19 protein-coding genes and 1 pseudogene are annotated in these 21,251 nt (G+C 64.8%); 12 read left to right on the forward strand and 8 right to left on the reverse strand.

From position 1 onward, the window contains the following. The first annotated feature begins 23 nt into the window (after positions 1 to 23). Complete coding sequence (locus ACFVTE_RS23205) at positions 24 to 944, forward strand: AEC family transporter (RefSeq protein WP_387104830.1); 921 nt, start codon at positions 24 to 26, stop codon at positions 942 to 944. Between the two features lie 57 nt (positions 945 to 1,001). Here the strand turns inward: ACFVTE_RS23205 and ACFVTE_RS23210 are convergent, their stop codons facing one another. From ACFVTE_RS23210 to ACFVTE_RS23235, 6 genes are all read right to left on the reverse strand, one after another. Beyond that, the gene (locus ACFVTE_RS23210; RefSeq protein WP_387104833.1) at positions 1,002 to 2,522 is read right to left on the reverse strand and encodes a glycoside hydrolase family 32 protein; all 1,521 of its coding nucleotides are present in this window, start codon (positions 2,520 to 2,522) and stop codon (positions 1,002 to 1,004) included. Positions 2,523 to 2,554: 32 nt separating this feature from the next. Then, entirely contained in the window at positions 2,555 to 3,433 is an 879-nt protein-coding gene (locus ACFVTE_RS23215) for a carbohydrate ABC transporter permease (protein WP_387104835.1), read from the reverse strand. A 1-nt stretch (position 3,434) separates the two neighbouring features. After that, positions 3,435 to 4,391: a carbohydrate ABC transporter permease gene (locus ACFVTE_RS23220; protein WP_387104837.1), complete on the reverse strand. Its 957-nt coding sequence runs from the start codon at positions 4,389 to 4,391 to the stop codon at positions 3,435 to 3,437. Between the two features lie 84 nt (positions 4,392 to 4,475). Then, on the reverse strand, positions 4,476 to 5,771 hold the full coding sequence (locus tag ACFVTE_RS23225; protein ID WP_387104838.1) for an extracellular solute-binding protein: 1,296 nt from the start codon (positions 5,769 to 5,771) through the stop codon (positions 4,476 to 4,478). Between the two features lie 149 nt (positions 5,772 to 5,920). Then, complete coding sequence (locus ACFVTE_RS23230) at positions 5,921 to 6,943, reverse strand: LacI family DNA-binding transcriptional regulator (protein WP_387104840.1); 1,023 nt, start codon at positions 6,941 to 6,943, stop codon at positions 5,921 to 5,923. 181 nt (positions 6,944 to 7,124) lie between these two features. Next, on the reverse strand, positions 7,125 to 7,607 hold the full coding sequence (locus tag ACFVTE_RS23235; protein ID WP_387104842.1) for a winged helix-turn-helix transcriptional regulator: 483 nt from the start codon (positions 7,605 to 7,607) through the stop codon (positions 7,125 to 7,127). Positions 7,608 to 7,735: 128 nt separating this feature from the next. Between ACFVTE_RS23235 and ACFVTE_RS23240 the strand changes: the two genes are divergently transcribed. The 3 genes from ACFVTE_RS23240 to ACFVTE_RS23250 all read left to right on the forward strand — a co-directional run bounded on the left by ACFVTE_RS23240 (position 7,736) and on the right by ACFVTE_RS23250 (position 10,044). Further along, the gene (locus ACFVTE_RS23240) at positions 7,736 to 8,452 is read left to right on the forward strand and encodes an SDR family oxidoreductase (RefSeq protein WP_387104843.1); all 717 of its coding nucleotides are present in this window, start codon (positions 7,736 to 7,738) and stop codon (positions 8,450 to 8,452) included. A 48-nt stretch (positions 8,453 to 8,500) separates the two neighbouring features. Then, positions 8,501 to 9,025 carry a PaaI family thioesterase gene (locus ACFVTE_RS23245; protein ID WP_387104844.1) on the forward strand — a complete coding sequence of 175 codons (525 nt, stop codon included), beginning with the start codon at positions 8,501 to 8,503 and terminating at the stop codon, positions 9,023 to 9,025. A 74-nt stretch (positions 9,026 to 9,099) separates the two neighbouring features. Then, positions 9,100 to 10,044, forward strand: coding sequence for a TDT family transporter (locus tag ACFVTE_RS23250; RefSeq protein WP_387104845.1), 945 nt, complete (start codon positions 9,100 to 9,102; stop codon positions 10,042 to 10,044). A gap of 27 nt (positions 10,045 to 10,071) precedes the next feature. Here the strand turns inward: ACFVTE_RS23250 and ACFVTE_RS23255 are convergent, their stop codons facing one another. After that, positions 10,072 to 10,290 (reverse strand): hypothetical protein, encoded by a 219-nt coding sequence (locus ACFVTE_RS23255; protein WP_387104846.1) that lies wholly within the window; start codon positions 10,288 to 10,290, stop codon positions 10,072 to 10,074. Between the two features lie 189 nt (positions 10,291 to 10,479). Here ACFVTE_RS23255 and ACFVTE_RS23260 point away from each other — a divergent pair. Both ACFVTE_RS23260 and ACFVTE_RS23265 read left to right on the forward strand, forming a co-directional pair. Further along, positions 10,480 to 10,641: pseudogene (locus tag ACFVTE_RS23260) on the forward strand (C4-dicarboxylate ABC transporter); the annotation flags it as partial. 56 nt (positions 10,642 to 10,697) lie between these two features. Then, positions 10,698 to 10,922, forward strand: coding sequence for a hypothetical protein (locus tag ACFVTE_RS23265; RefSeq protein WP_387104860.1), 225 nt, complete (start codon positions 10,698 to 10,700; stop codon positions 10,920 to 10,922). 53 nt (positions 10,923 to 10,975) lie between these two features. Here ACFVTE_RS23265 and ACFVTE_RS23270 read toward each other — a convergent pair whose 3' ends face one another. Further along, complete coding sequence (locus ACFVTE_RS23270; RefSeq protein WP_387104847.1) at positions 10,976 to 11,608, reverse strand: flavin reductase family protein; 633 nt, start codon at positions 11,606 to 11,608, stop codon at positions 10,976 to 10,978. An 818-nt stretch (positions 11,609 to 12,426) separates the two neighbouring features. On the opposite strand from ACFVTE_RS23270, the gene ACFVTE_RS23275 reads away from it, so the two are divergent. From ACFVTE_RS23275 to ACFVTE_RS23300, 6 genes are all read left to right on the forward strand, one after another. Further along, a complete protein-coding gene (locus ACFVTE_RS23275; RefSeq protein WP_387104849.1) occupies positions 12,427 to 14,298 on the forward strand; it encodes a helix-turn-helix domain-containing protein in 1,872 nt (623 codons plus the stop codon). Positions 14,299 to 14,446: 148 nt separating this feature from the next. Next, a complete protein-coding gene (locus ACFVTE_RS23280; RefSeq protein WP_387104850.1) occupies positions 14,447 to 15,697 on the forward strand; it encodes an iron-containing alcohol dehydrogenase in 1,251 nt (416 codons plus the stop codon). A gap of 48 nt (positions 15,698 to 15,745) precedes the next feature. Continuing rightward, positions 15,746 to 17,221 carry an NAD-dependent succinate-semialdehyde dehydrogenase gene (locus ACFVTE_RS23285; protein WP_387104852.1) on the forward strand — a complete coding sequence of 492 codons (1,476 nt, stop codon included), beginning with the start codon at positions 15,746 to 15,748 and terminating at the stop codon, positions 17,219 to 17,221. A gap of 63 nt (positions 17,222 to 17,284) precedes the next feature. Then, positions 17,285 to 18,664 carry an MFS transporter gene (locus ACFVTE_RS23290; protein ID WP_387104853.1) on the forward strand — a complete coding sequence of 460 codons (1,380 nt, stop codon included), beginning with the start codon at positions 17,285 to 17,287 and terminating at the stop codon, positions 18,662 to 18,664. A 218-nt stretch (positions 18,665 to 18,882) separates the two neighbouring features. Continuing rightward, the gene (locus tag ACFVTE_RS23295; RefSeq protein ID WP_387104854.1) at positions 18,883 to 19,881 is read left to right on the forward strand and encodes a hypothetical protein; all 999 of its coding nucleotides are present in this window, start codon (positions 18,883 to 18,885) and stop codon (positions 19,879 to 19,881) included. A 381-nt stretch (positions 19,882 to 20,262) separates the two neighbouring features. Beyond that, positions 20,263 to 21,251: glutathione-independent formaldehyde dehydrogenase (locus ACFVTE_RS23300; RefSeq protein ID WP_387104856.1), on the forward strand; the 989-nt coding region annotated here is incomplete at its 3' end.

Genomic DNA, 21,251 nt, shown 5'->3' on the forward strand with positions numbered 1-21,251 from the left:
GCACATAATCAGAAGGGTCAAGAGTGGGCGGCGTTGTCTCCGGAATATTCATTGTTTCTGCAGTCATCGCTGTCGGTTACCTCGCTGCCAGGTTCCGCATTCTGGGTCCCGAGGTCCAGGGTGCGCTGACCCGCACCGCCTTCTACATCACCAACCCCGCCCTGCTTTACACCGTAGTGGCCGGCTCCGATATCCGGGCCGCCCTCGGAACCGACGCCCCGCTGGCGCTGCTTTCAGCAGCGGCAGTGGGGCTTCTTTACTGGCTGCTGAGCTTCCTGTTCTTCCGCCGCCCGGCTGCGGAAACCGCCGTCGGCGCGATGGCCAGCAGCTACGCCAACGCCAACAACATCGGAATCCCGGTGTCGCTCTACGCCGTCGGCACCGCCCAGCACGTGGCCCCCGTGCTCCTGGTGCAGCTCCTGGTCTTGGCCCCGTTCTACCTGACGCTGCTGGGGATCTTTGGCGGTGCCCGGATCTCGTGGCGGAAGGTGCTGCTGCAGCCGCTGTCCAACCCGATGATCATCGCGTCGGCGCTCGGCGTCGTCGTTGCCCTGACGGGGTGGCAGGAGCCGGATCTGCTGCAGAAGCCCATCGACATGCTGGCCGGCGGGGCTGTCCCCATGGTGCTTCTCGCCTTTGGCCTGTCGCTGGCCGGGAGGGCGCCGCTGCAGAAGGACGACGGCCGGACCGAAACCCTGGTGGCCACTTTCCTGAAGATCGCCGGCATGCCTTTGATTGTCTGGCTGCTGGGGCGCTTTGTCTTCGGGCTGGAGGGGCAGCACCTGCTGGCGAGCGTGATCATGGGGACGCTGCCCACCGCGCAGAACGTTTTCCTTTTCGCCTCCCCCTACGGCCGCGGCATGACCGTGGCCCGCGACGTCATCCTCTGCACCACAGTCCTGTGCGTGGGGGCGCTGCTGGTTGTCGCGTGGGCTGCGGGGTAGGTGTTCTCGTGGGTTGTGCTGCCTAAAGGTTGAGGGACAACCGTTACCCCGGGCTCCCTAACCGACGACGTCGAGCCTCACCAGCGTGCCGCCGTGGCCCTCCGCAAAAACCCCCAACCCCAAGCTTGAGTCCGAAGGAAAGACCTGGTCCGTAATCGTGGCCAAGCCGTCCTGGGCGAAGACCTCCACGGAGCAGCGGTCCAGGAAGAGGCGGAGCCGCAACCGACCATCAGCCAGCGGAACGGCCACGCGCTCCACCGACGGAAAAGTCTCGTGGAAGTCGACGTCGCCGGACGCTGTCCGATCGAGCGAAAGCTCACCTGCTGCGACATCGTAAGACAGCACTGTGCGCTCCTTCCCGCCATCCCCACTGCCGGCACGAAGCACAAGACCCACCTTCCCGGCGTGGCCTGCTTTGAACTCGGCGTCGATGCGCAGCACATCCCCGGAGGCTTCGGCGGGCAACCACCGCACACCGTCCGCGAGGTGTTCCGGACCCGCGGCGAACAGCGCCGTCCCGGAAGCGCCGAACGGGTCCACGGCTGACTGGACAAGCACGGGCCGTCCGTCGCGGGTCTCCAGCCGGACCTCGCGGACGAGGGACATGGCGCTGCGCCAGCCCTGCGAAGGTGTCGAAGCCGCGTATTGCCAGTTGTTCATCCAGCCGATCATGAGGCGGCGCCCGTCGGGGGCGTTGCTGAACGAGACCGCGGCGTAGTAGTCCCGGCCCCAGTCGAGCCAGCCGTAGTCCGGCATCCGGCTGTCGTCGGTCTGTGTGCCCTCGGTGACCGTGGTTTGGGAACGGAACGTCACGCCGTCGAACGTTCCCAGGAAGTACTGGCCCGCCGAGCCACCGGCGATCCCGCCGGGGCTCAGATTCACCACGAGGACCCACCGGGTGTTTCCCGCATCGCCGTCCACGGGCAGTTCGAACAGGTCCGGGCATTCCCAGACGCCGCCCGTGGCGTTGGCCGGGCCGAAGGTGCTCAGGTACTCCCACGTTTTGAGGTCGGCGGACTTGTAGAGCACCACCTCATGCCGGACGGCCTCGACGGCGACCATCACCCAGTAGCTGCCGGCGTCGCCGTCGTACCAGAAGACCTTGGGGTCGCGGAAGTCCGCAGACGCCCGGTCCAGCACCGGGTTCCCGGCATACTTGGTCCAGGTGGCGCCGTCGTCGGTGCTGTACGCGAGGGACTGTGCCTGCCGGCCCGCCAGCGGCGACGACGGGGAGTAGGCGCTGGTGTAGACCGCCACCAGCGGGGGCACTCCCCCGACGCCGAAACCGCTGGTGTTGTGCGTATCCACCACGGCCGATCCGGAGAAGATCGCCTCCTGTTCGTCGCAGGGGATGGCTACCGGCTGCTCGTCCCAGTTCAGCAGGTCCGTCGAGGTGGCATGCCCCCAGGACATGTTGCCCCACACGTCACCGAAGGGGTTGTGCTGGTAAAAGAGGTGGTACACCCCGTTGGAGTGCACCAGCCCGTTGGGGTCGTTGAGCCAGTTGCGCTCCGCGGCGTAGTGCCATTTGGGCCGGTAGCGGCAGTCGAGTGCGGGCGTTGCATTCAGGGAGGTCATGATTCGCTTTCGAACTGGAAAGTGGGTCTGGGTCAGCCTTTGACACCGCTGGAGGCGATGCTGTTGATGAAGGAGCGCTGGAACGCGATGAAGAGGACCACCACGGGAACAGTAATCAGCGAGGCATAGGCCATGACCTCACCCCAGGAGACGTTCAGCTGGAAGAAGTACTGGATGCCGATCATCACCGGGCGCAGTTCCTCGGACTGGACCACCATGAGCGGCCACAGGTAGGAGTTCCAGGCGGGCAGGAACGTCAGGATGGCGACGGTGGCCGTGGCGGGACCGGCGAGCGGCATCACCACCTGGCGGTAGATCTTGAACCAGCCAGCGCCGTCGATCCGCGCAGCCTCGTCCAGTTCCTTGGGGATGGACTCGAAGTACTGGTGGTAGAGGTAGATGGAGAACGCGTTGGCGATGAACGGGATGATCTGCACCTGGTAGGTGTCCAGCCAGCCCTTCGAGATCTCCAGGCTGAAGCCGTTGAGTTCGAAGTAGGGCAGCTGGTTCACCCACCACACCAGCGGCAGCGCCAGCGTCTGGAACGGCACGATAAGGGTCGCAAGGATCGCCGTGAACACGATGCGCTTGCCGCGGACCTGCATGCGGGACAGCGCGAACGCGCACAGGCTGTTGATGAAGATTCCCAGCACCACTGTCACGGCAGAGACGCCGACGGAGTTGATCAGGAAGCGCGCGGCCGGAACCCGGTCGAAGACGGCGGTGTAGTTGTCCAGCGAGATGTTGCCGATGGGCAGGAACGCCGCCACGGAGGACATGTCACCGAAGATCTGCTGGTCCGGCTTGAGCGAGGACACGAGCATGAACACGATGGGGAAGGCGGCGACGGCCGCAAACAGGATGCGGACGGCCATGGCGCCGATCGAATTGAGGCGGAGCACGTTTTTCACGTCAGTCCTTCTCTCGGGTCAGGTAGCGCTGCGCCGCAGAGATCAGCAGCACCAGCACGAAGAATACGAGCGAGATGGCCGAGGCGTAGGAGGTCTCCTGCTGCTTGAAGCCGGAGCGGACCGCCTCGTAGATGATGGTGGTGGTGGAGTCGAGCGGGCCGCCCTGCGTCATGACGCTGACCTGGTCGAATAGCCCGAGGGCCTGGATGGTGATGGTCACCAGGACCAGGGTGCGGGTGTGCTTCAGGCCCGGCCAGGTGACGTACCGGAACTGGTGCCAGCGGCTTGCCCCGTCCAGTTGCGCGGCCTCGTACAGCTCCCCGGAGATGCTCTGCAGGCCGGCCAGCCAGATGATCATGTGGAAGCCCGCGGCCTGCCAGATGGACAGCGCGATGATGGCCGGCATGGCGGTGGCGGGGTCGTTCAGCCAGTCCGCGCCCTGGATGAGGCCGAAACTGAAGGTGGACAGCAGCTCGTTGATCAGGCCGTCCTTGCGGTACATGAAGAGCCAGAGCAGCGACACCACCACCATGGACGTCACTACGGGCAGGAAGTAGACGGTGCGGAAGAAGTTCACGCCGCGGAACTTCTTGTTGATCAGCAGCGCCATGGCCAGGGCGAGGCCGGACTGCACAGGCACCACCACCACGGCGAAATAGCTGACGTTCAGGAGCGCCCGCCAGAAGGTGGGGTCCGTGAAGAGCCGGGCAAAGTTGTCCATCCCGACGAACTCCACCGGCCGCGGGGAGATGAGGCGGGCGTTCGTGAAAGCCAGGCCGAAACCAAGGATCGCCGGCAGGAAGACGAAGGCGAGGAGGAGGACCGCCGCGGGTGCGATCATCCCCCAGCCGCTGAGCTGTTCGCGCAGGTGGCCGGGGCGCTTGCGGCGGGCAGCCGCCGGAGTGCTGCCGCCCGGCGAAGCGGCGGACGTGCGGGAACGAAGTTGGGTGGTTGTCATGGGAGTCTCCGTTGACAGTCGGTGCCGGGTGGAGGACGACGGCGGCAGTTGCCGCCCGCCGTCGTCCTGCCGTCCGGCGGCCGGCTAGTTCTTGTAGCCGCCGTTGGACTTGATGTTGGCGTCGATCGCCTTGACCGCCTTGTCCAGGACAGTCTTGGCGTCCGCGCCGGCCAGGATGTCCTGGACGGCCTTGCCGTACTCCGTGGCGATGAACGGGTACGCCGGCGTCTCGGGACGCATGACGGCCTGCTGGCGGGAGAGTTCCATGAAGATCCGGTTCTCGCCGCCCTCGGCGAAGGCGGGGAGCAAGGCTGCGGCTTCGTCGGTGGCCGGGATGGTGCCGGTGGCCTTGGCCACGGCGGCGATGTTTTCCGGCTTCAGCGAGTAGGAGAGGTAGTCCATGGCGGCCTCGGAATTCTTGCAGCCGCTGGTCACGCCCCACTGCCACGATGCGCCGCCGATCTTCGGCCCGTTGCCGAGGTCCACCGAGGGCATGACCGCGAGGTCCTTGCCGAGCGCCTTGCGCGCCTTGTCCGCGGCCCAGGAGCCGGTGTAAACGATGCCGCTCTTGTTGTTCAGGAAGTCCTGGGTGGAATCCTTGCCGCTCTTCTTAGCCATGAACCCCTGATCGGCGAGTCCACGGAACCAGGCAGCCCACTCGACGGCCTTGTCTCCGTTGAGTGCACCTTCCGCTGACTGGAACCCGTCGCGGTTGATGAGGTCTCCGCCGAAGGACTGCAGCAGCGGCGAGTAGGCGTAGGGCAGCCATTCACCGGTGCCGGCAGTCCCCATGTCGAGGGGGTACTGCCACTTGCCAAGGGCTTTGAGCTTGGTCAATGCGTCCTGGAATTCCTCCTTGGTCCACGGCTTTTCCACCGTGGCCGTACGGACTCCGGCCGCCTTGAGGTCCGAGGCGCGGGCCAGCATTGCGAGGGCGACGTCGTAGTAGCCCACTGCGTAGGTTTCGCCCTCCCACTTGGCGACGGTGCTGGGCAGATTCTTGGACAGATCGGCCGAGAGCTTCAGCGGCGTCAGGTACTTGGCCCACGCCCAGTTGGGCACGTTGGGCCCGTCGATGTCCACGATGCAGGGCAGCTTCCCGGCAGCGGCGGCCGAGACCACCGAGTCGTTGTAGGAGTCCTGCGGGAATGCCTGCACCTTGATCTGCGCCTTGGCGGCGCCGCTCTTGTTGTACTTGTCGACGATCGCTTTGATGGCCGCGAGTTCGTCAGGGTTTCCCGCGTTGTGTGTCCACATGGTGATCTCGGTGCTGTCCTGGGACGTGGCGGACGCGCTGCCCTTGCCGCAGGCAGCGAGGCTGCCTACGAGTGCCGCCGCGGCTATGCTGGTGGCCAGGATCCGTGTGAATCGCTTGTTCATGAGGTCCAGTCTTTCTGCTGATTTTGCGCGTGGATGATTGGACCCGGGGTCCGGAAGGGGCGCGGCCGCTGCAACGGCTGCGCCCCTTTTCAGGCGGACCCGGGGTTTGGGACGAACTGGTTGTATTGCTCGTGGTTGTTGGAATCCGGTCAGGTCCTGGGCGGCCCTACGGATCCCCGTTCGATCAGGGGACAGGCGAGCCGCACCTGTTCCGGCGGCGTCCCCGGGTGCTCGATGTCGTCAAGAACCCGGTTGACGGCCCACCGCCCCATGTCGTAGTGCGGCAGGGCCACGGTGGTCAGCCCCGGCCACAGCGAGCCGGCGATGAGCTCCAGGTTGTCGATGCCCACGATCGAAACATCGTCCGGGACGCTCAGTCCCAGCGCTGCGGCCGCTTGGTACGCGCCCATGGCCACCCTGTCGCTGAAGCAGAACAGCGCGGTGGGCCCGTCCGGCTGGCTGAGGAGACCCAGCGCGGCCTCACGGCCGCCCGAGGTCTCCGGAACGGTAATCACGAGGTGCCGCGGATCGTGCTGGATACCGTGGCGGCCCAGGGAGTTGTGGAATCCTTCCAGCCGGCCGTGGCTTGCGGGAATGTCGTCCACGTTGTTGATCATTCCGATCCGCGTGTGTCCGGCCGCGATGAGGGCTTCGACGGCGGTTTCGGCGGCGTCGACCTCGTCCGGGACGATGGAGGAGACCGCTGGGTCACCGGTGACGGCGTCCAGCAGCACAGTGGGGATCCCCGAGAGTGCCGCCGGCAGCTCGACCCCCTGGTGGTACAGCCGGGCGTACACCACGCCGTCCACCTGGTGCTGCTGAAGCATGGTGATTTCGCGGTGTTCGAGCTCACTGTCCAGGCCGGAGTTCACCACCATGACCACGTAGCCGCGTTCGTACGCCGCGTCCTGCGCTCCGCGGATCATGGCCCCGGCGAACGGCGTGGTGGTGATCTCATCGCTGACCAGGCCCAGGATCTGGGAGCGCTGGTTGCGCAGCCCGCTGGCGAGCCGGTTGGGGGCGTAGCCAAGGTTCCTGGCCACGTCCCGGACGTGCTGCTGGGTTTCCGCCTTGACCCGGGAGCTGGTGGCGTCGTTGAGGGCGTGGGAAACGGTGGTCACAGAGACTCCCGCGGCCTTAGCCACTTCACGTATCCCTACTCGCGTCGTCATCGACTTCCTTTGCAAAACGTTTTGTATGTTATGCCGATCACAGTACACAAAACGTTTTGCATTCGTCAAGGGGCACGATTTTTTCATCGTGAAAGACTCGACCGAGTGATGGGTTACAGACGAATGCCGGCGTACCCACAGACGCCGGAATGACGTCGTCAGCCGGCTCCGAGAAGGAACTTCAGGGCTGAGTCGCCGGGTCCGCGGGGGCCCTTGACACCAGCGGTCCGAGCTTCAGACTCCCTGACTTGAACTCCTCACCACATTCCGCACACAAGACCACCGGCTTCAGGTCAGCCCCGCAACTGTGCTTGTAGGAGGCGCGGGGCGTCTCGTCGCGCATCCACGTACTGCTCCAGGCTGCGAGTGAGATGAGGATGGGCGCGACTTCGGCCCCGGAAGTTGTGAGGTGGTATTCGTAGCGCGCGGGGCGCTCGGAGTACTGGACGCGTTCGATCACGCCACGGCTTTCGAGGGTGCGCAGTCGCCCCGTCAGGATGTCGCGGGACGCGCCGGTGTTGCGTGCGATCTGATCGAAGCGATGCACGCCCAGAGACATCTCACGAAGTGCCAGCAGGGCCCACCGCTCCCCCAACACGTCCAGGCCTGCCGCGATAAAACACGCCCTCGGCGCGCTGACTGACGTATCGGTCGGCTGATCCATCGTTCACCTGCTTTCGGTACTTTCCATAATCATACAGGTCGGTTGGAAAATCCAACTGACTCGGGTAGCCTGAGAATCCGAGGCCACGACAAGCTGTGTCGCCGCCACATCTGCCATCAGGAGAAGTCATGCCACTGCTATCTGGCGCCGTCGTCCTTGTCACTGGTGCGAACGGCGGCTTGGGCCGCGAGTTCGTGGAAGAGGCCCTGGCCCGAGGTGCTGCAAAGGTGTACGCAACTGCCCGCCGCCCGCAAGAGTGGGACGATCCCCGTGTCGTCGCTCTGGCTCTCGACATCACTGACCCTGACTCGATCCGGGCAACCGTTTCCCACGCGCAGGACGTCACGGTCCTGATCAACAACGCCGGCATAAGCATTGGAACGGATACTTTGTTGGCCCTCTCCGACGGGGAGATCCGCGAAGTCATGGAGACCAACTTCTTCGGCCCGGTCGCCCTGACCAGGGCATTCGCGCCCGTGCTCGCCGCCAGCAAGGCATCAGCGGTCCTCAACATCCACTCGGTGCTCAGCTGGATCGCACTCACCGGCGCCTACAGTGCATCAAAGGCGGCGCTGTGGTCGGCGACCAACTCGTTCCGGGTAGAGCTGGCGCCCCAAGGCACGCAGGTTACGGGCGTGCACGTCGGCTACATCGACACAGCGATGGCTAAGGGCGTGGACGCCCCGAAGACCTCCCCCGGGGAAGTCGCGCGGAAGTCGCTCGACGGGCTCGAGCAGGGCGACTACGAGGTCATCGTGGATGACATCAGCGCCGGCGTGAAGCTCGGCCTGTCCGGTCCAATCCAGGATCTGTACCCAGCCTTGGCTGCCAATGCCCCGGCCTGACGGCGCCAAACCCTGACGACCCGCACAGAACCTGAGGAGGAAATCTCCATGTCAACCCACGCCTCGGCGGAACGCTCGGAAACCTTCACCTGGACGGATCCGGCAATCGCGCTCGAACAGCTGCCACGGCTCTCCGGCCTCGACTACTTTTCCGGTCTCCGCGACGGCAGCATTGCACCGCCGCCGATCGCTTCACTCATGAACTTCGACCTCGTCGACGCGAAATACGGACACGTCGAGTTCCGGTGCCAGCCGGGAGAAGCGCACTACAACCCCCTCGGCATGGTGCACGGCGGCCTGGCTTGCACGCTCCTCGACACGGTACTCGGCTGCGCAGCACACAGCACCCTGGAAGCCGGGACCGGCTACATATCCATCGATCTGGCGGTCAGGTACCTGCGGCCCATCACGCTCCACAAGGGCGCCCTTCGCGCAGAGGGGTCAGTCGTGAAATCCGGCCCCCGCGTGATATTCACCGAGGGCCGCCTCAGCACCGCCAGCGGAGAACTCCTCGCCACCGCCACGAGCACCCTGCTCATCTTCACCCACCAACCGCTCGGACCGACAAAATGACCGATACCCGCACCGCTGTTGCCCAGGCGCCGCCCACTCAGGATCGCGACTTGTCCCCGGCTGACCTTTCGGGAATGCCGGCTTTGAGCCGCTTCGGCATTCCACTGGGGCTTGCCGGTCTCGGCGGCGCCTGGTCCGCGGCGAGAAGCTCACTCGGATCGCCGGTGTGGCCCGAAGAAATCCTGTACGGAGCAGCCAGCTCCCTGTGGCTGGTCCTGACCGCCCTCTATGTGTTCCGGGGCCTCCGCCGAAAGGGAGCATTCACCTCTGACCTGAGACATCAAATGGCAGGGCCTTTCGTGTCCTTCATCCCATTGGTGGGGATCCTGCTTTCGTCACACTACAGCCAGTATCTGCCCCCATGGGGCGCGTGGCTGTGCACGGCCTTCATCGCCGCCCTCGCCGTCGTCGCAGCCCGGCTCCTCGCCCACTGGCTCACCGGCGGGGTATCCATGCAGTCCATCCATCCCGGCTACTTGCTGCCCATGGTGCCCGGATTCTTCGTCGCCAGCATCGGATTCTCAACCATCCACGCCCACGACGCGGCCATCGCCGCCTTTGGCATTGGCGCGTTCTTCTGGCTCGTCGTGGGAACCATCGTCACCGTCCGGCTGATGACCGGCGGCGAGGTGCCACCGGCCGCCAAGACCGGACTGTCCGCATACCTGGCCGCGCCGGCAACGGCCAACATCGCCTGGATGGTGTCACATCCGGGACCCGCGGGGGCAGTGCAGCTCGGCCTAACAGGCGTCCTGGCGATCATGGCGCTGATGCAGATCATGCTGCTCCCGGAGTACCGCAAGCTTCCCTTCACGCAGTTGTTTTGGGTGTTCACCTTTCCTGTCGGTGCAACGGCAAACTATTCCATCCGCTGGCTTGCAACAGCGGACCTCCCCGGCCGGGAAACTTACGCCTGGACGATTCTCGGCCTCGCATCCGCCTTCACGCTGGCCATTGCCGCCCGCACCGCCTCCAAGTCAACGAGACTCACCGCACCCCGGAGCACGGACGTGCGCTGATGCGCGAATCGGCTGCTGTATGACCCGTTATGCGTTCGCATCCTGATGGGCCAGCGCGCTGCTCGCGGCGGCGGCCGCCCGTGCCACGATGGGTCCGAGCCTGGGCGCGTCAGCGGGCGTTACACGCTGAGTGGGAAATCCGAGGCCGAGAACGCCGGCGAGCCGGCCGGTGTGGTCAAAAACAGGTGCGCTGACCGATCCGGGGACCTCGGTGCTCACCCTTGCAGCGCCGGCGCAGGTAGGCACAGACGCAGTCTTGCCTCAGCGCCCGGTCAAGGTCGCGGCAACACCGATACGCATCCTGACCCTGATCGGTCTGGGGGCGCTGCTGGTATTGCGACCGTCCTGGGCATCGACGTCGGAGTGGCGTCCCTCGTCGTCGCCCTGATGCTGATCTGAGTGAACCCCGGCGTACAGAAGCCTGCCGTTGAAAGCATGCCCTGGTCCGCTATCATTCTGGTCACCGGCATCGTCACCTACGTGGGCCTGCTTGAAGAAATGGGAGCCCTGAAGGAACTGGAGGCCGGTATCGCGGGCCTGGGCGACAGTTCCCTCGCCGCCCTGATCGCCAGCTACGTGGTGGCGGTCGTGTCCGCCTTCGCCTCCACTACCGGCACCCTCGGCGTGATCAGTCCGATCGTCACCCCCATCGCATGGACCCGGTACTCTCCCCCATCGGAGTCATCACGGCGATCGCCATCAGTTCCTCGGTGGTGGACGTCAGCCCGATGTCCACCAGCGGGGCGCTGCTCATGGCCAGCGCCCAGCCGAAGGATGAGCGGATGTTCTTCCGGGCTTTGCTGCTCTGGGCGATCGCAATGATCGGTGTCGTGCCGCTCCTCGTCTGGCTCATCTTCGTCCAGCTCGGCCTCGGCTGACCAACAAGCCCCGCTGCGGGGTGCCCGGGACCATACAGGCACCCCGCAACGGCTCAGCCCTCCGAGCGGCCCTTCCGGCGGAAGCCGCCAGGCCAATCGGCCCCGCGGATCCGCTTCAGTTCCCGCACCGACCCCGTCGTGCCCCACTCATCAAGCCCTAACCGAGCCAATGGTTTCAGCAGATCGATGCGTGGGTGGTTGCCATCCAGAACGTCCGAATCAACGACGGCATGGGTGACCTCCCCGAACACCAGAACGCAGTCACCGATCGGCAACGTACTGTGCAGCCGGCACTCGAGGGCCACGGGGGACTCCCCTACCCTGGGCACCCCCACAATGCGACCTGTTTCCCGTGTCAAGCCGGCCGCGTCGAACTCACTCACGTCCGGGGGAAAGTTCGTGCCCGTCGCATTAACCTCGGCCATTAGCCCGGCAGGTGCCAGGTTCACCACAAACTCTCCCCGCGAGCGGATATTACGCAGCGAATCCTTTTCTCCCACCGAGGTGAACTGGACGATCGGCGGATCCACTGATGCAACAGTAAAGAACGAATGCGGAGCAAGATTGTCCACGCCCTCCGCCGACCTGCTCGAGATCCACGCAATCGGACGGGGAACAACAACGGCCGTCAAGAGCCGGTAAAAATCCCGTGACGACAGTTCGCCGGGATCAAAGTCTTTACGCATGACTTCAAGCCTACGCAGGCAACATGGCGGCGAAGGCATTCATAGGGCCTTGCGGTCGCTGCGCGAAAGTCAGCCGGCGTAGGGGTCGGCAGACCGCAGAAGCACCGTTTCCTGTTGTTTCGAGCCGGATGACCGGCTAAGGGGCTATCCAAAGACGTTAAAGCTGAGGCAGGGACTCCGTAACCACCTCGAAGCCGTCGCCCACATGGATAAGACGCCGCCCTGCTCCAGCATCCAACCAGATCCAGAACGCGGACCCGTCGGGCATCCACTCGTCCAGGGCGCCGCCAAGCACGTGGTGGCCACAACCTTGCAGGCGGACGCGACTTCCGGCCGGAACAGTTTCCGGTCCTGCTATCCATACGTCGCGTCGCTGATGGGTTTCGCCATCATCGGAGGCGGATGGAGTGTGACCGGGAGAACTCGCAGGAAGCCCCGGGAATTCTTCTCGTTTTATCAACGCTCTGTCTTTCCTTCCGCGGATCGGCCGGACCGGAGGCGCCAGCCGCTTCACTGGCGTGGTCTTTCGCGACTTGTCAGTTGACGGACGCGGAACTGACGAGCAATGCAAGCCGCCGCGCACCGCACGTGCGTTCAGCCCGGAGTGGATTGGGGGCGTCACTCCGGGCCGAACTTGAACAAAATACCAAACAGTTACCGCACTAACAATTCGGCCACAAATTCCCCACGTTTGGGAGGCGACGGCCGCTACTATGGCCCGTATGGATGCCCAAGAGAGTCCACTGGTCCCCACGGGCGCCGTTCCTCCTCCGGAAGGGATGACGCTGGGCCGGCTTTTGACTCTCCTTGGTGAGGGCGTGTCTGCTGAGGATTTGGAGACCCAACTCGCCGCCATGGAGGCGGAGAACCTGCTCGATCCGGGGACGGCAGCAGCGGCCCGCGGTCTCAATGCCAGGCTCCGGGAGGCCAGCCGGCGTGAGGGCCTGCTGCGAGTCCTGTACGACACAGCCACGGACCTCACCGGCATTCGTGACGTTGAGGCCGTCCTGAAAGCCATCGTCCGCAGAACCCGCTCGCTTATCGGCAGCGACATCGCATACCTGAGCCTGAATGACTATGCCTCCGGGGAATCGTATATCCGGGTGACTGACGGCGCCGCAACGGCCCTGTTCCGGAATATCCGCATGCCTCTGGGCGAGGGCGTTCTCGGCGCCGTGGCCACCGGTGAAGCCCCTTCCCAATCCGCGGACTACCTGAGTGACGAGAGCAAATCTCATCTCGAGTCAAGTGATGCGGCGGTCGCGGCAGAAGGCGTCAAGGCCATCATGGGCGTTCCTTTGAGGGCCGAAGGCAAGGTCATCGGGGCGCTCCTCGTTGCGGACCGGCACGTGCACAACTTCAGCAGCGACGACGTCGCGCTCATGGAATCCATCGGCACCCACGCCGCTGTTGCGCTCGAGAACGCCCGTCACTTCACGGAAATGGCCGATGCCCTGGCCCGGCTGGACCAGGCGCAGCGGCAGAATCTTGCCCATGTGAAGGCGCTGGAGGAGCTTTCTTCCCTCGATCAACGGTTGATGGAAACCTTGGCGTCTGCCAACAGCCTGCCCAACCTGATGCTACTTTTGGCCGAGTCGATGGACAGCGAAGTGTTCGTGGTTTCGCCCATGGGCGAGACGCTGGCAGGGCTCGGCGCAAACCCGGACTTTGCCGACCCCGCTTCGCTAAGCGCCGCGGAGATCTCCGCCACCCGGACGCTGCCCATCCCTTTCACGGTCGGGGGCCGGCCGTATACCGTGATGTCCGCGGTCGCAGGCGACCAGCACCTGGCCTCGCTAATCGTTGCCGGCCACGTCAACCAGGACCGGCTTGCCGTGCTGGAGCGAAGCGCCCTGGTCCTCAGTGCGGCGTTGCTCTTTGAAAGAACGTTCCAGGACGCGCAGTACCGGCTGCAGCTCGAACTCATAGACGAACTCCTGAATCCGCGGTCTGAGGATACGGAAGCACTTAAGCGGCGGGCCGGGAGATTCGGTCTCGCAGACAACATTCCGCTGGTGGTCCGGGTGGTAGGCGTTCGGGAGGACCAACGGCAAAGGGCCTTGGCAGTGCTGAAGCGGCATGCCCAGGACCGTACTGGGATCACCGCCGTCCACGAGTCACATCTGTGCGTCATCGAGCCTCCGACGCTGCGTGGCGGTAGTCCGAGCGGGGACGGCGGCCAGGACAACGGGCAGTCTATCGTCGCGGCCCTGAAGAACCAGCGCGTGGAGGCCACCGTGGGCTCGTCACAGGCGGTGACAGGATTTTCCCGACTGGCAAGCGCCCACGCCGAGGCCCATGCCGTGCTGCGCGCGCTCCAAGCGCTGTCGCGGAACGGCGAGGCCGCCGACCGGGCTGCGCTCGGCACGGCAGGGATGCTGCTGGGCGCCATGGACAGCCCCTTCGCCACACAACTGATGGCGGCCCAGCTCGGGCCTCTGCTCAACTATGACAGCCGCCGTGGGACGCAGCTCGTTCTGACTGCCTGGACCTTTCTGGAGAACGACTCCTCCGGCGCGGCGGCGGCGGCTGCCCTGCACGTTCATCCCAATACGCTCCGCCAGCGGCTGGAGCGAATCGATACTGTCCTCGGCCCTGGCTGGCGAAGGGGAGGTCGATCCCTGGACATCCACGTGGCCCTGCGGCTCTGGCGCCTGCAGTCCGCCGGTATCGGCGGCCACGACCACTGACCAGGATGAGGGGTTTGGTTCAGACGCACATGTTTCCGCCATGAATATGGCAAAAAACTCCATAGGCCACCTCACACCGCTCTGGAACGATGAGATCTCCGGCACCTTTCAGGTAGCTCGAGATCCCCATCTTTAGGAGTCAGTCACAATGTCGTGTGCGCATGCAGCGGGCATCCGTCCCGCAACCTTCGGCGTCCTGCGGTTGCCGCGGAATATCGTCGTCGGTGCTCAGCAGCGTTTTGCCATCGCCGATATCGCCGCAGAGCTCGGTGACACAGTCCTCATCTGCACGGACCCCCGGCTCGCAGCCTCGGACGAGCTGCAAACCCTGGTCACCAGCCTGGAAAGCCGCAAGCTGTCCGTCCGGGTCTTCGGGGAAACCCAGGCCGAGCTGCCCACCCCGGGCATCATCGCCTGTGTCGAAGAGCTCAAGGGCCAGGACATCGACGTCGTCATCGGCTTCGGTGGTGGCAGCTGCATGGACATGGCCAAAGTGGTCTCGGTGCTTCTGACCCACGGCGGCCAACCCAGCGACTACTACGGCGAATTCGCCGTACCCGGCCCCGTCAAGCCCGTCATCGCCTTGCCCACCACGGCGGGCACAGGGTCCGAAGCGACCGCCATAGCAGTGGTCTCCGACCCCGAACTCGGCATGAAGATGGGCATCTCGAGCCCCCACATCATCCCCTTCGCCTCGGTGTGCGACCCCGAACTGACCTACACCTGCCCGCCGGCCCTGACGGCGGCCACCGGTGCGGATACCTTCGTCCACCTCGTCGAGTCGTTCACCGCCATCACCCGCGAACCAACCCGTACGCTCGCCAACGAGCGCGTGTTCGTGGGCAAGAATGTCCTGACGGACTCCCTGGCACTGGACGGGATCCGGCTCTTGGGCCGGAGCCTGGCCACCGCCTACAAGGATCCGGACAATACCGATGCCCGGGCCGACATGATGCTGGCCGCACTCTACGGCGGTATTGTGCTCAGCAACGCCGGAACGGCGGCGGCGCACGCCATCCAGTATCCCGTCGGCGCACTGACCCACACTCCCCATGGTGTCGGCGTAGGCCTGCTCCTCCCCTACGTCGTCCGCCACAACTTCGGCGCCATCGAACCGCAGCTGGCGCAGGTTGCCGAAGCGCTGGGACGAGACATCAAAGGACTGGACGCCCGCAGCGCTGCGATCGCCGGCGTGGAGGCCATCGACGAAATCATCGCGGCCATCGAACTGCCCGCCACGCTTCAGGACCTCGGAGTACAGGAGAGCGACCTTGGCCAGATTGCCAGGCTGTCGCTGAACTCCAAACGGCTCATCGACAACAACCCGGTGCCGCTCGACCTTGAATCCGTCACGTCCATCGTGAACGCCGCCTATGCCGGCGACCGCACCATTCGCTAAAACACTTCGCTTGCGCATCATCACTTGCTCAGAACCTGAGGATCACCAATGACACTTCTCTCCGCCCAGGAACCGCTCGACATCGATGAGCTGACGGTCCCCCGCCAACTGCTCATCGCCGGAGGCTGGAGGCCCGCCGCCGGCGGCCGCACGGTCGACGTCATCAATCCCTCCGACGGGACGGTGATCGCCGCTATTGCGGACGCCGACGTCGAGGATGGCCTTGCCGCCGTCGATGCCGCCGCAGCGGCCTTTCCCGACTGGGCAGCGACGCCGCCCCGGCGCCGCGCCGAAATACTGAGCCGCTGTTTTGACCTGATGATCGAACGCGGGGAACAGCTTGCCCACCTCATCTCCCTCGAGAACGGCAAAGCACTGCCCGACGCCCGCGGCGAGGTGGCGTACGCCGCCGAGTTCTTCCGCTGGTATGCGGAAGAGGCCGTCCGGATCATCGGCGACGTTTCCACCTCACCGTCCGGCGCCAACCGCATCCTTGTCCAGCACCAGCCGATCGGTGTCTGCGTCCTGATCACCCCCTGGAACTTCCCCGCCGCCATGGCCACCCGTAAGCTGGCACCGGCGCTTGCCGCCGGCTGCACCGCCGTGCTCAAGCCGGCCACCCTTACTCCTCTGACGGCCCTGGCTATCGCCCAGCTCATGGTCGACGCCGGTGTCCCCGCCGGCGTCGTCAACGTGGTCACCACAAGCAAGACAGGTGACGTCATGTCGCCCATCCTCGCCGACCCACGCGTCCGCAAGCTGTCGTTCACCGGTTCCACCGGCGTCGGACGCCACCTGCTGCGCCAGGCCGCGGACAACGTCCTCAAGTGCTCCATGGAACTGGGCGGCAACGCGCCCTTCCTGGTGTTCGATGACGCTGACCTCGACAAGGCCATCGACGGCGTCATGGTAGCCAAGATGCGCAACGGCGGCCAGGCGTGCACGGCGGCCAACAGGATCTACGTCCAGCGGGGAATCCAGGCGGAGTTCGCAAGCCGCCTGGCGGCCCGCATGTCCGCCCTGACAGTCGGACCGGGCACAGATCCGTCCACCGAAGTGGGCCCGCTTGTGGACGAGGCAAGCGTCCTGAAAGTCGATGCCCTGGTACGCGATGCCCTCGGCCAAGGTGCGCGCCTGCTCACCGGCGGCCAGCTGCCGGAAGGGAACGGCTACTATTACCCGCCCACCGTGGTGACCAACGTGCCGAAGCACGCGCGCATGGTCAACGAGGAAATCTTCGGACCCGTGGCGTCGGTCATCGGGTTCGATACCGAAGACGAAGTCATCGCGGCCGCCAACGATTCCGAGTACGGTCTAGCCGCCTATGTCTTCACCGAGGACCTGCGCCGCGGGCTGCGGGTATCCGAACGCATCGAAAGCGGAATGGTGGCCCTGAACCGCGGCCTTGTTTCGGACCCGGCAGCGCCGTTCGGCGGCGTCAAGCAGAGCGGCCTCGGGCGCGAAGGCGCCCACCAGGGCCTGCTGGACTTCACCGAAACCAAATACATCGCCCTCGACTGGTGACCCGGGTTCACTCCCCCCACCAGATGCCCTACATCCTTATTTGACCTTCGAAAGAAAAGACCAATGACGCTCTCCGCAGTAAAGACCGGCAATGCACGCCGGGTGCCCTGGCGGGTATCCCTCGCCAGCTTCGCCGGAACGACCATCGAGTGGTACGACTACTACATCTTCGGCCTCCTCGCGGCCACCGGCGTTTTCAGCCGGCTCTACTTCCCGGAGCAGGACCCGGCCACCGGTCTCCTGCTCGCCTTCCTCACCTACGCGGTTGGCTTCGTGGCCCGGCCCTTCGGCGGCATGTTCGCCGGTCACTACGGGGACAAGATCGGCCGCAAGCCCATGCTGGTTCTCTCGCTGCTCCTGATGGGATTCGCCACCCTGGCGATGGGCCTGTTGCCCACCTACGCACAGATCGGCGTGTGGGCTCCGATCCTGCTGACCGTCCTGCGGCTCATGCAGGGGTTCGGCGCTGGTGCTGAATGGGCAGGTGCCGCCATCATCTCCACGGAACACGCCCCGGAAGGACGCCGCGGGTTCTTCGGCAGCTTTACCCAGATGGGTGTCCCGGCGGGCATGCTGCTCGCCAACTCGTCCGTCCTGGCCGTAAAAGCTGCGGTTCCGGCCGATGCGTTTGACGCCTGGGCCTGGCGCATTCCCTTCCTGCTGAGCGTGCTGCTGATCGTCGTGGGCCTGGTGGTCCGGGCGAAGCTGGAGGACTCCGAGGACTTCAAGGAGCTCGTGGCCAAGAAGCAGACCGCTCACAACCCGCTCGGTGAGGCACTGAAGAAGGAAACCAAGGGCGTCTGGCTGGTCGTCGGCATGCGCCTCGCGGAGAACTCCGCCTTCTACCTGTACACCACGTTCTCAGTTGTCTACATCATGCGAACCTTCGGGCCCGAACGAGCCACCCAGGGCTCCATGTCCGTCCTGATCGCGTCCGCCATCGGCGTCATCGCGGTGCCGCTCTGGGCAGCGCTGTCCGACCGGATCGGCCGCAAGCCGCTTTACCTGTTCGGCTCCATCGGCGGACTGCTGTTCTTCCCGCTCTACTTCGTCATGACCGACACCGGCAGCGCCCTGCTGGCAACCCTGGCAATCATCATCGGTCTCGCGGTCTTCCACAACTCCATGTACGGCCCGCAGGCTGCCTTCTTCGCCGAACTCTTCTCCACCAAACTCCGCTATAGCGGCGCCTCAATGGGCTACCAGTTCGGCTCGGTCCTGGCCGGCGGCATCGCGCCGCTGGTCGCCGTCGCCCTGCTCAACGCAGGCAACGGCGAACCCGGCTGGGTGATCCTGTACTTCAGCGTCATCGGCGTCATCACGGTCGCCTCGGCAATCCTGGCCCCGGAAACCGTCAAGCGTGTTCGCGGCCGCCTCGATGCGGCACAGCCGCAGGACTCGCAGGCCCCCGCGGACGCAACTGAAAGGACCAGCCTGAGCTAGGCATCCTTGACCAACCAGAGTAGAAAAAGCCGGAGCCATCCGCAGCATTCAGCGGATGGCTTCGGCATTCTCTTTCCCAAGGAGAGTTCGTCATCGGGCCCCTGTCGGATAACCCGTATCGGCGCCCGTCATCCACTATGGCAATCCGGACGAGTCCCGCAGACAGCTTCGCTGGACGGTCTATGGAGGGCCTGCCGGGATTGTGGTACTTTGCCCTGATGAAGCGGATCCAGGTCGGCTTGGTGGCCGACCCTGCCGCGCCCGCGGAAATCGCCCGCCGTTTGATCGACCTCGAGCCGCCGGGCGGTGAGGATCGCGACGCCTGGGACATCGAGATGGTGTGTGAGCCATTCACGATGGGTTCGGAGGACGTGGACGCTGCGATGGCTCGCCTTCGAGACCATGCTCGTCAGCACGAATGGGACGTCGTGATCGGGCTGACCGAGCTTCCGTTTCGCGATGTGGATGACGGCCGGTACCTGCTGGCCGAGACCGACCCGCTGCGCCGCACGGCAGTGCTGTCGTTACCGGCACTCGGCGGTCTCCGTATGCAGAAGCGCGCCCGGCTTGCAGTGCGCGCGCTCGTAGCCGGCATGGCCGAGAGCACACAGGACGAGCACAGCGGACCGCTCCCCCGCTTCACCAGCCGCTGGCGGTTGCTCGTGGGCATGGTGCTCGCCAACCGCCCGTGGCTCCTCGTGCCGGGACTCAAGTCCGCACTCGTGGCAGCACTGACAACGGGAGCGGTCGCCACGGTCAACTCGACGGTTTGGCAGCTGGCTGGCTCCCTGTCATGGTGGCGCCTCTTGGTCGCGATGCTCGCCTCCATTTCGCTCGTTGTTGCCTGGCTCGTGGTCGACGGCGAACTGTGGGACCGCCCTGACGACATGTCTGCGGCGGCTAGGGAGAGGTCCCGTCTCTACAACACCTCAACGTTGGTGACCCTGACCATCGGGGTGCTCATCTGCTATCTGGCGCTCTACGTTGTGAACCTGGTCTGGGCGCTGTTTGTCCTCGACCCGGCTGTAATGGGTGGCTATCTCCACGTTTCGCTCGGCTATGGCGACCTGTTCGTGCTGACCTGGTTTGTCGCGTCGGCTGCGACCGTCGGCGGTGCCCTTGGCAGCGGTCTGGAGTCGGACGAAGCAATCCGCGCGGCCGCGTACTCAAAGCGCGAGGAGGAGCGTCGCAACCGACTCGCACAGGAGCGGAGCTAGACGCTGTATCCAGCCGCGGCAGGTTCTCCACGCGGCGTCGTACCTACGCATTTTTCCCTACGCATTTTTCGGGCTGCCTCTCGACACCCGTACTAAGTGTGCTTAGCATTGAGGTTCGATTAGTTTCTCTTTTGGGTGCAGACCGGCCGGGCGGGATTTTCCCGGACAGCCTGCCGTCTGGAAACCTTTGGCCCCCTTGGGTGGGCTCAGGGGCCACAATCCTTGTTCCCCCATTTCCTCGCCAGCTCCAATTCGCGTATCCGGGTGACACTTCGCGCCCTTTTCCGGGCCGCCGTCCTGCAGAGCCCTGGTTCTTGCAGCGCCCGGAATCTACGACTGCTGGGCCACGCTCGGAATGGGATAAAAGAAAAGAGCGGAAAAATGAAGGCAGTAGTTTACAAAGGACCCAAAGACGTCAGTGTCGAGGAGATCCCCGATGCCAAAATCGAGCACCCCGCCGACGTGCTGGTGCGGATCACTACGACTAACATTTGCGGTTCGGACCTGCACATGTACGAGGGCCGCACCAGCTTTGAACCCGGCCGCTCCTTCGGGCACGAGAACCTGGGTGAGGTGGTGGAGGTCGGCCCGGCGGTGAGCAAAGTAAAGGTGGGCGAGCGTGTCGTGCTGCCGTTCAACATCGCCTGCGGATTCTGTAAAAACTGCGAACGCGGCTTCACCAACTACTGCCTGACCATGCAGCCCGAACCCAAGCTCGCCGGCGCGGCCTACGGATTCGCGGACATGGGCCCGTACCAGGGCGGCCAGGCCGAGTACCTGCGCGTGCCGTACGGGGACTTCAACTGCCTGCGCCTGGGCGAGGACGCGGTGGAGAAAGAACTCGACTACGTCATGGTCGCCGATATCTTCCCCACCGGCTGGCACGCCACCGAGATGGCAGGCGTCTACCCGGGCGACTCCGTGGTCATTTACGGTGCAGGACCCGTCGGGCTCATGGCCGCCTACTCAGCCATTATCAAAGGCGCCGGCAAGGTCATGGTCGTGGACCGCCAGAAAGACCGTCTGAAGCTCGCGGAACAGATCGGCGCCATTCCCGTGAATGATTCGGACGTGGACCCCGTCGAATTCGTCAAGGACCAGACCATGGGCTTCGGCGCGGACCGGGGCTGCGAATGCGTCGGCTACCAGGCACACGATCCGGGCGGCACCGAACATCCCGACATGACCCTGAACCGGCTCGTGGACTCCGTGCGCTTCGTCGGCGGCATCGGCGTGGTAGGGGTGTTCCTGCCCCAGGACCCCGGAAGCCCCGACAAACTTGAGCAGCAGGGCAAAATCGCCTTCGACTACGGAAACTACTGGTTCAAGGGACAGACGATGGGCTCGGGCCAATGCCCGGTCAAAAAATA

Origin of the sequence: Arthrobacter sp. NPDC058097 (assembly GCF_042884885.1) — a bacterium.
Lineage (GTDB): Bacteria > Actinomycetota > Actinomycetes > Actinomycetales > Micrococcaceae > Arthrobacter.

Coding starts and splice junctions, on each gene's coding strand:
- ACFVTE_RS23210 (WP_387104833.1), bottom strand. CDS start 2,522: ATGACCTCCCTGAATGCAACGCCCGCACTCGACTGCCGCTACCGGCCC.
- ACFVTE_RS23220 (WP_387104837.1), bottom strand. CDS start 4,391: ATGACAACCACCCAACTTCGTTCCCGCACGTCCGCCGCTTCGCCGGGC.
- ACFVTE_RS23225 (WP_387104838.1), bottom strand. CDS start 5,771: ATGAACAAGCGATTCACACGGATCCTGGCCACCAGCATAGCCGCGGCG.
- ACFVTE_RS23230 (WP_387104840.1), bottom strand. CDS start 6,943: ATGACGACGCGAGTAGGGATACGTGAAGTGGCTAAGGCCGCGGGAGTC.
- ACFVTE_RS23235 (WP_387104842.1), bottom strand. CDS start 7,607: ATGGATCAGCCGACCGATACGTCAGTCAGCGCGCCGAGGGCGTGTTTT.
- ACFVTE_RS23240 (WP_387104843.1), top strand. CDS start 7,736: ATGCCACTGCTATCTGGCGCCGTCGTCCTTGTCACTGGTGCGAACGGC.
- ACFVTE_RS23245 (WP_387104844.1), top strand. CDS start 8,501: ATGTCAACCCACGCCTCGGCGGAACGCTCGGAAACCTTCACCTGGACG.
- ACFVTE_RS23250 (WP_387104845.1), top strand. CDS start 9,100: ATGCCGGCTTTGAGCCGCTTCGGCATTCCACTGGGGCTTGCCGGTCTC.
- ACFVTE_RS23265 (WP_387104860.1), top strand. CDS start 10,698: ATGGACCCGGTACTCTCCCCCATCGGAGTCATCACGGCGATCGCCATC.
- ACFVTE_RS23270 (WP_387104847.1), bottom strand. CDS start 11,608: ATGCGTAAAGACTTTGATCCCGGCGAACTGTCGTCACGGGATTTTTAC.
- ACFVTE_RS23280 (WP_387104850.1), top strand. CDS start 14,447: ATGTCGTGTGCGCATGCAGCGGGCATCCGTCCCGCAACCTTCGGCGTC.
- ACFVTE_RS23285 (WP_387104852.1), top strand. CDS start 15,746: ATGACACTTCTCTCCGCCCAGGAACCGCTCGACATCGATGAGCTGACG.
- ACFVTE_RS23290 (WP_387104853.1), top strand. CDS start 17,285: ATGACGCTCTCCGCAGTAAAGACCGGCAATGCACGCCGGGTGCCCTGG.
- ACFVTE_RS23295 (WP_387104854.1), top strand. CDS start 18,883: ATGAAGCGGATCCAGGTCGGCTTGGTGGCCGACCCTGCCGCGCCCGCG.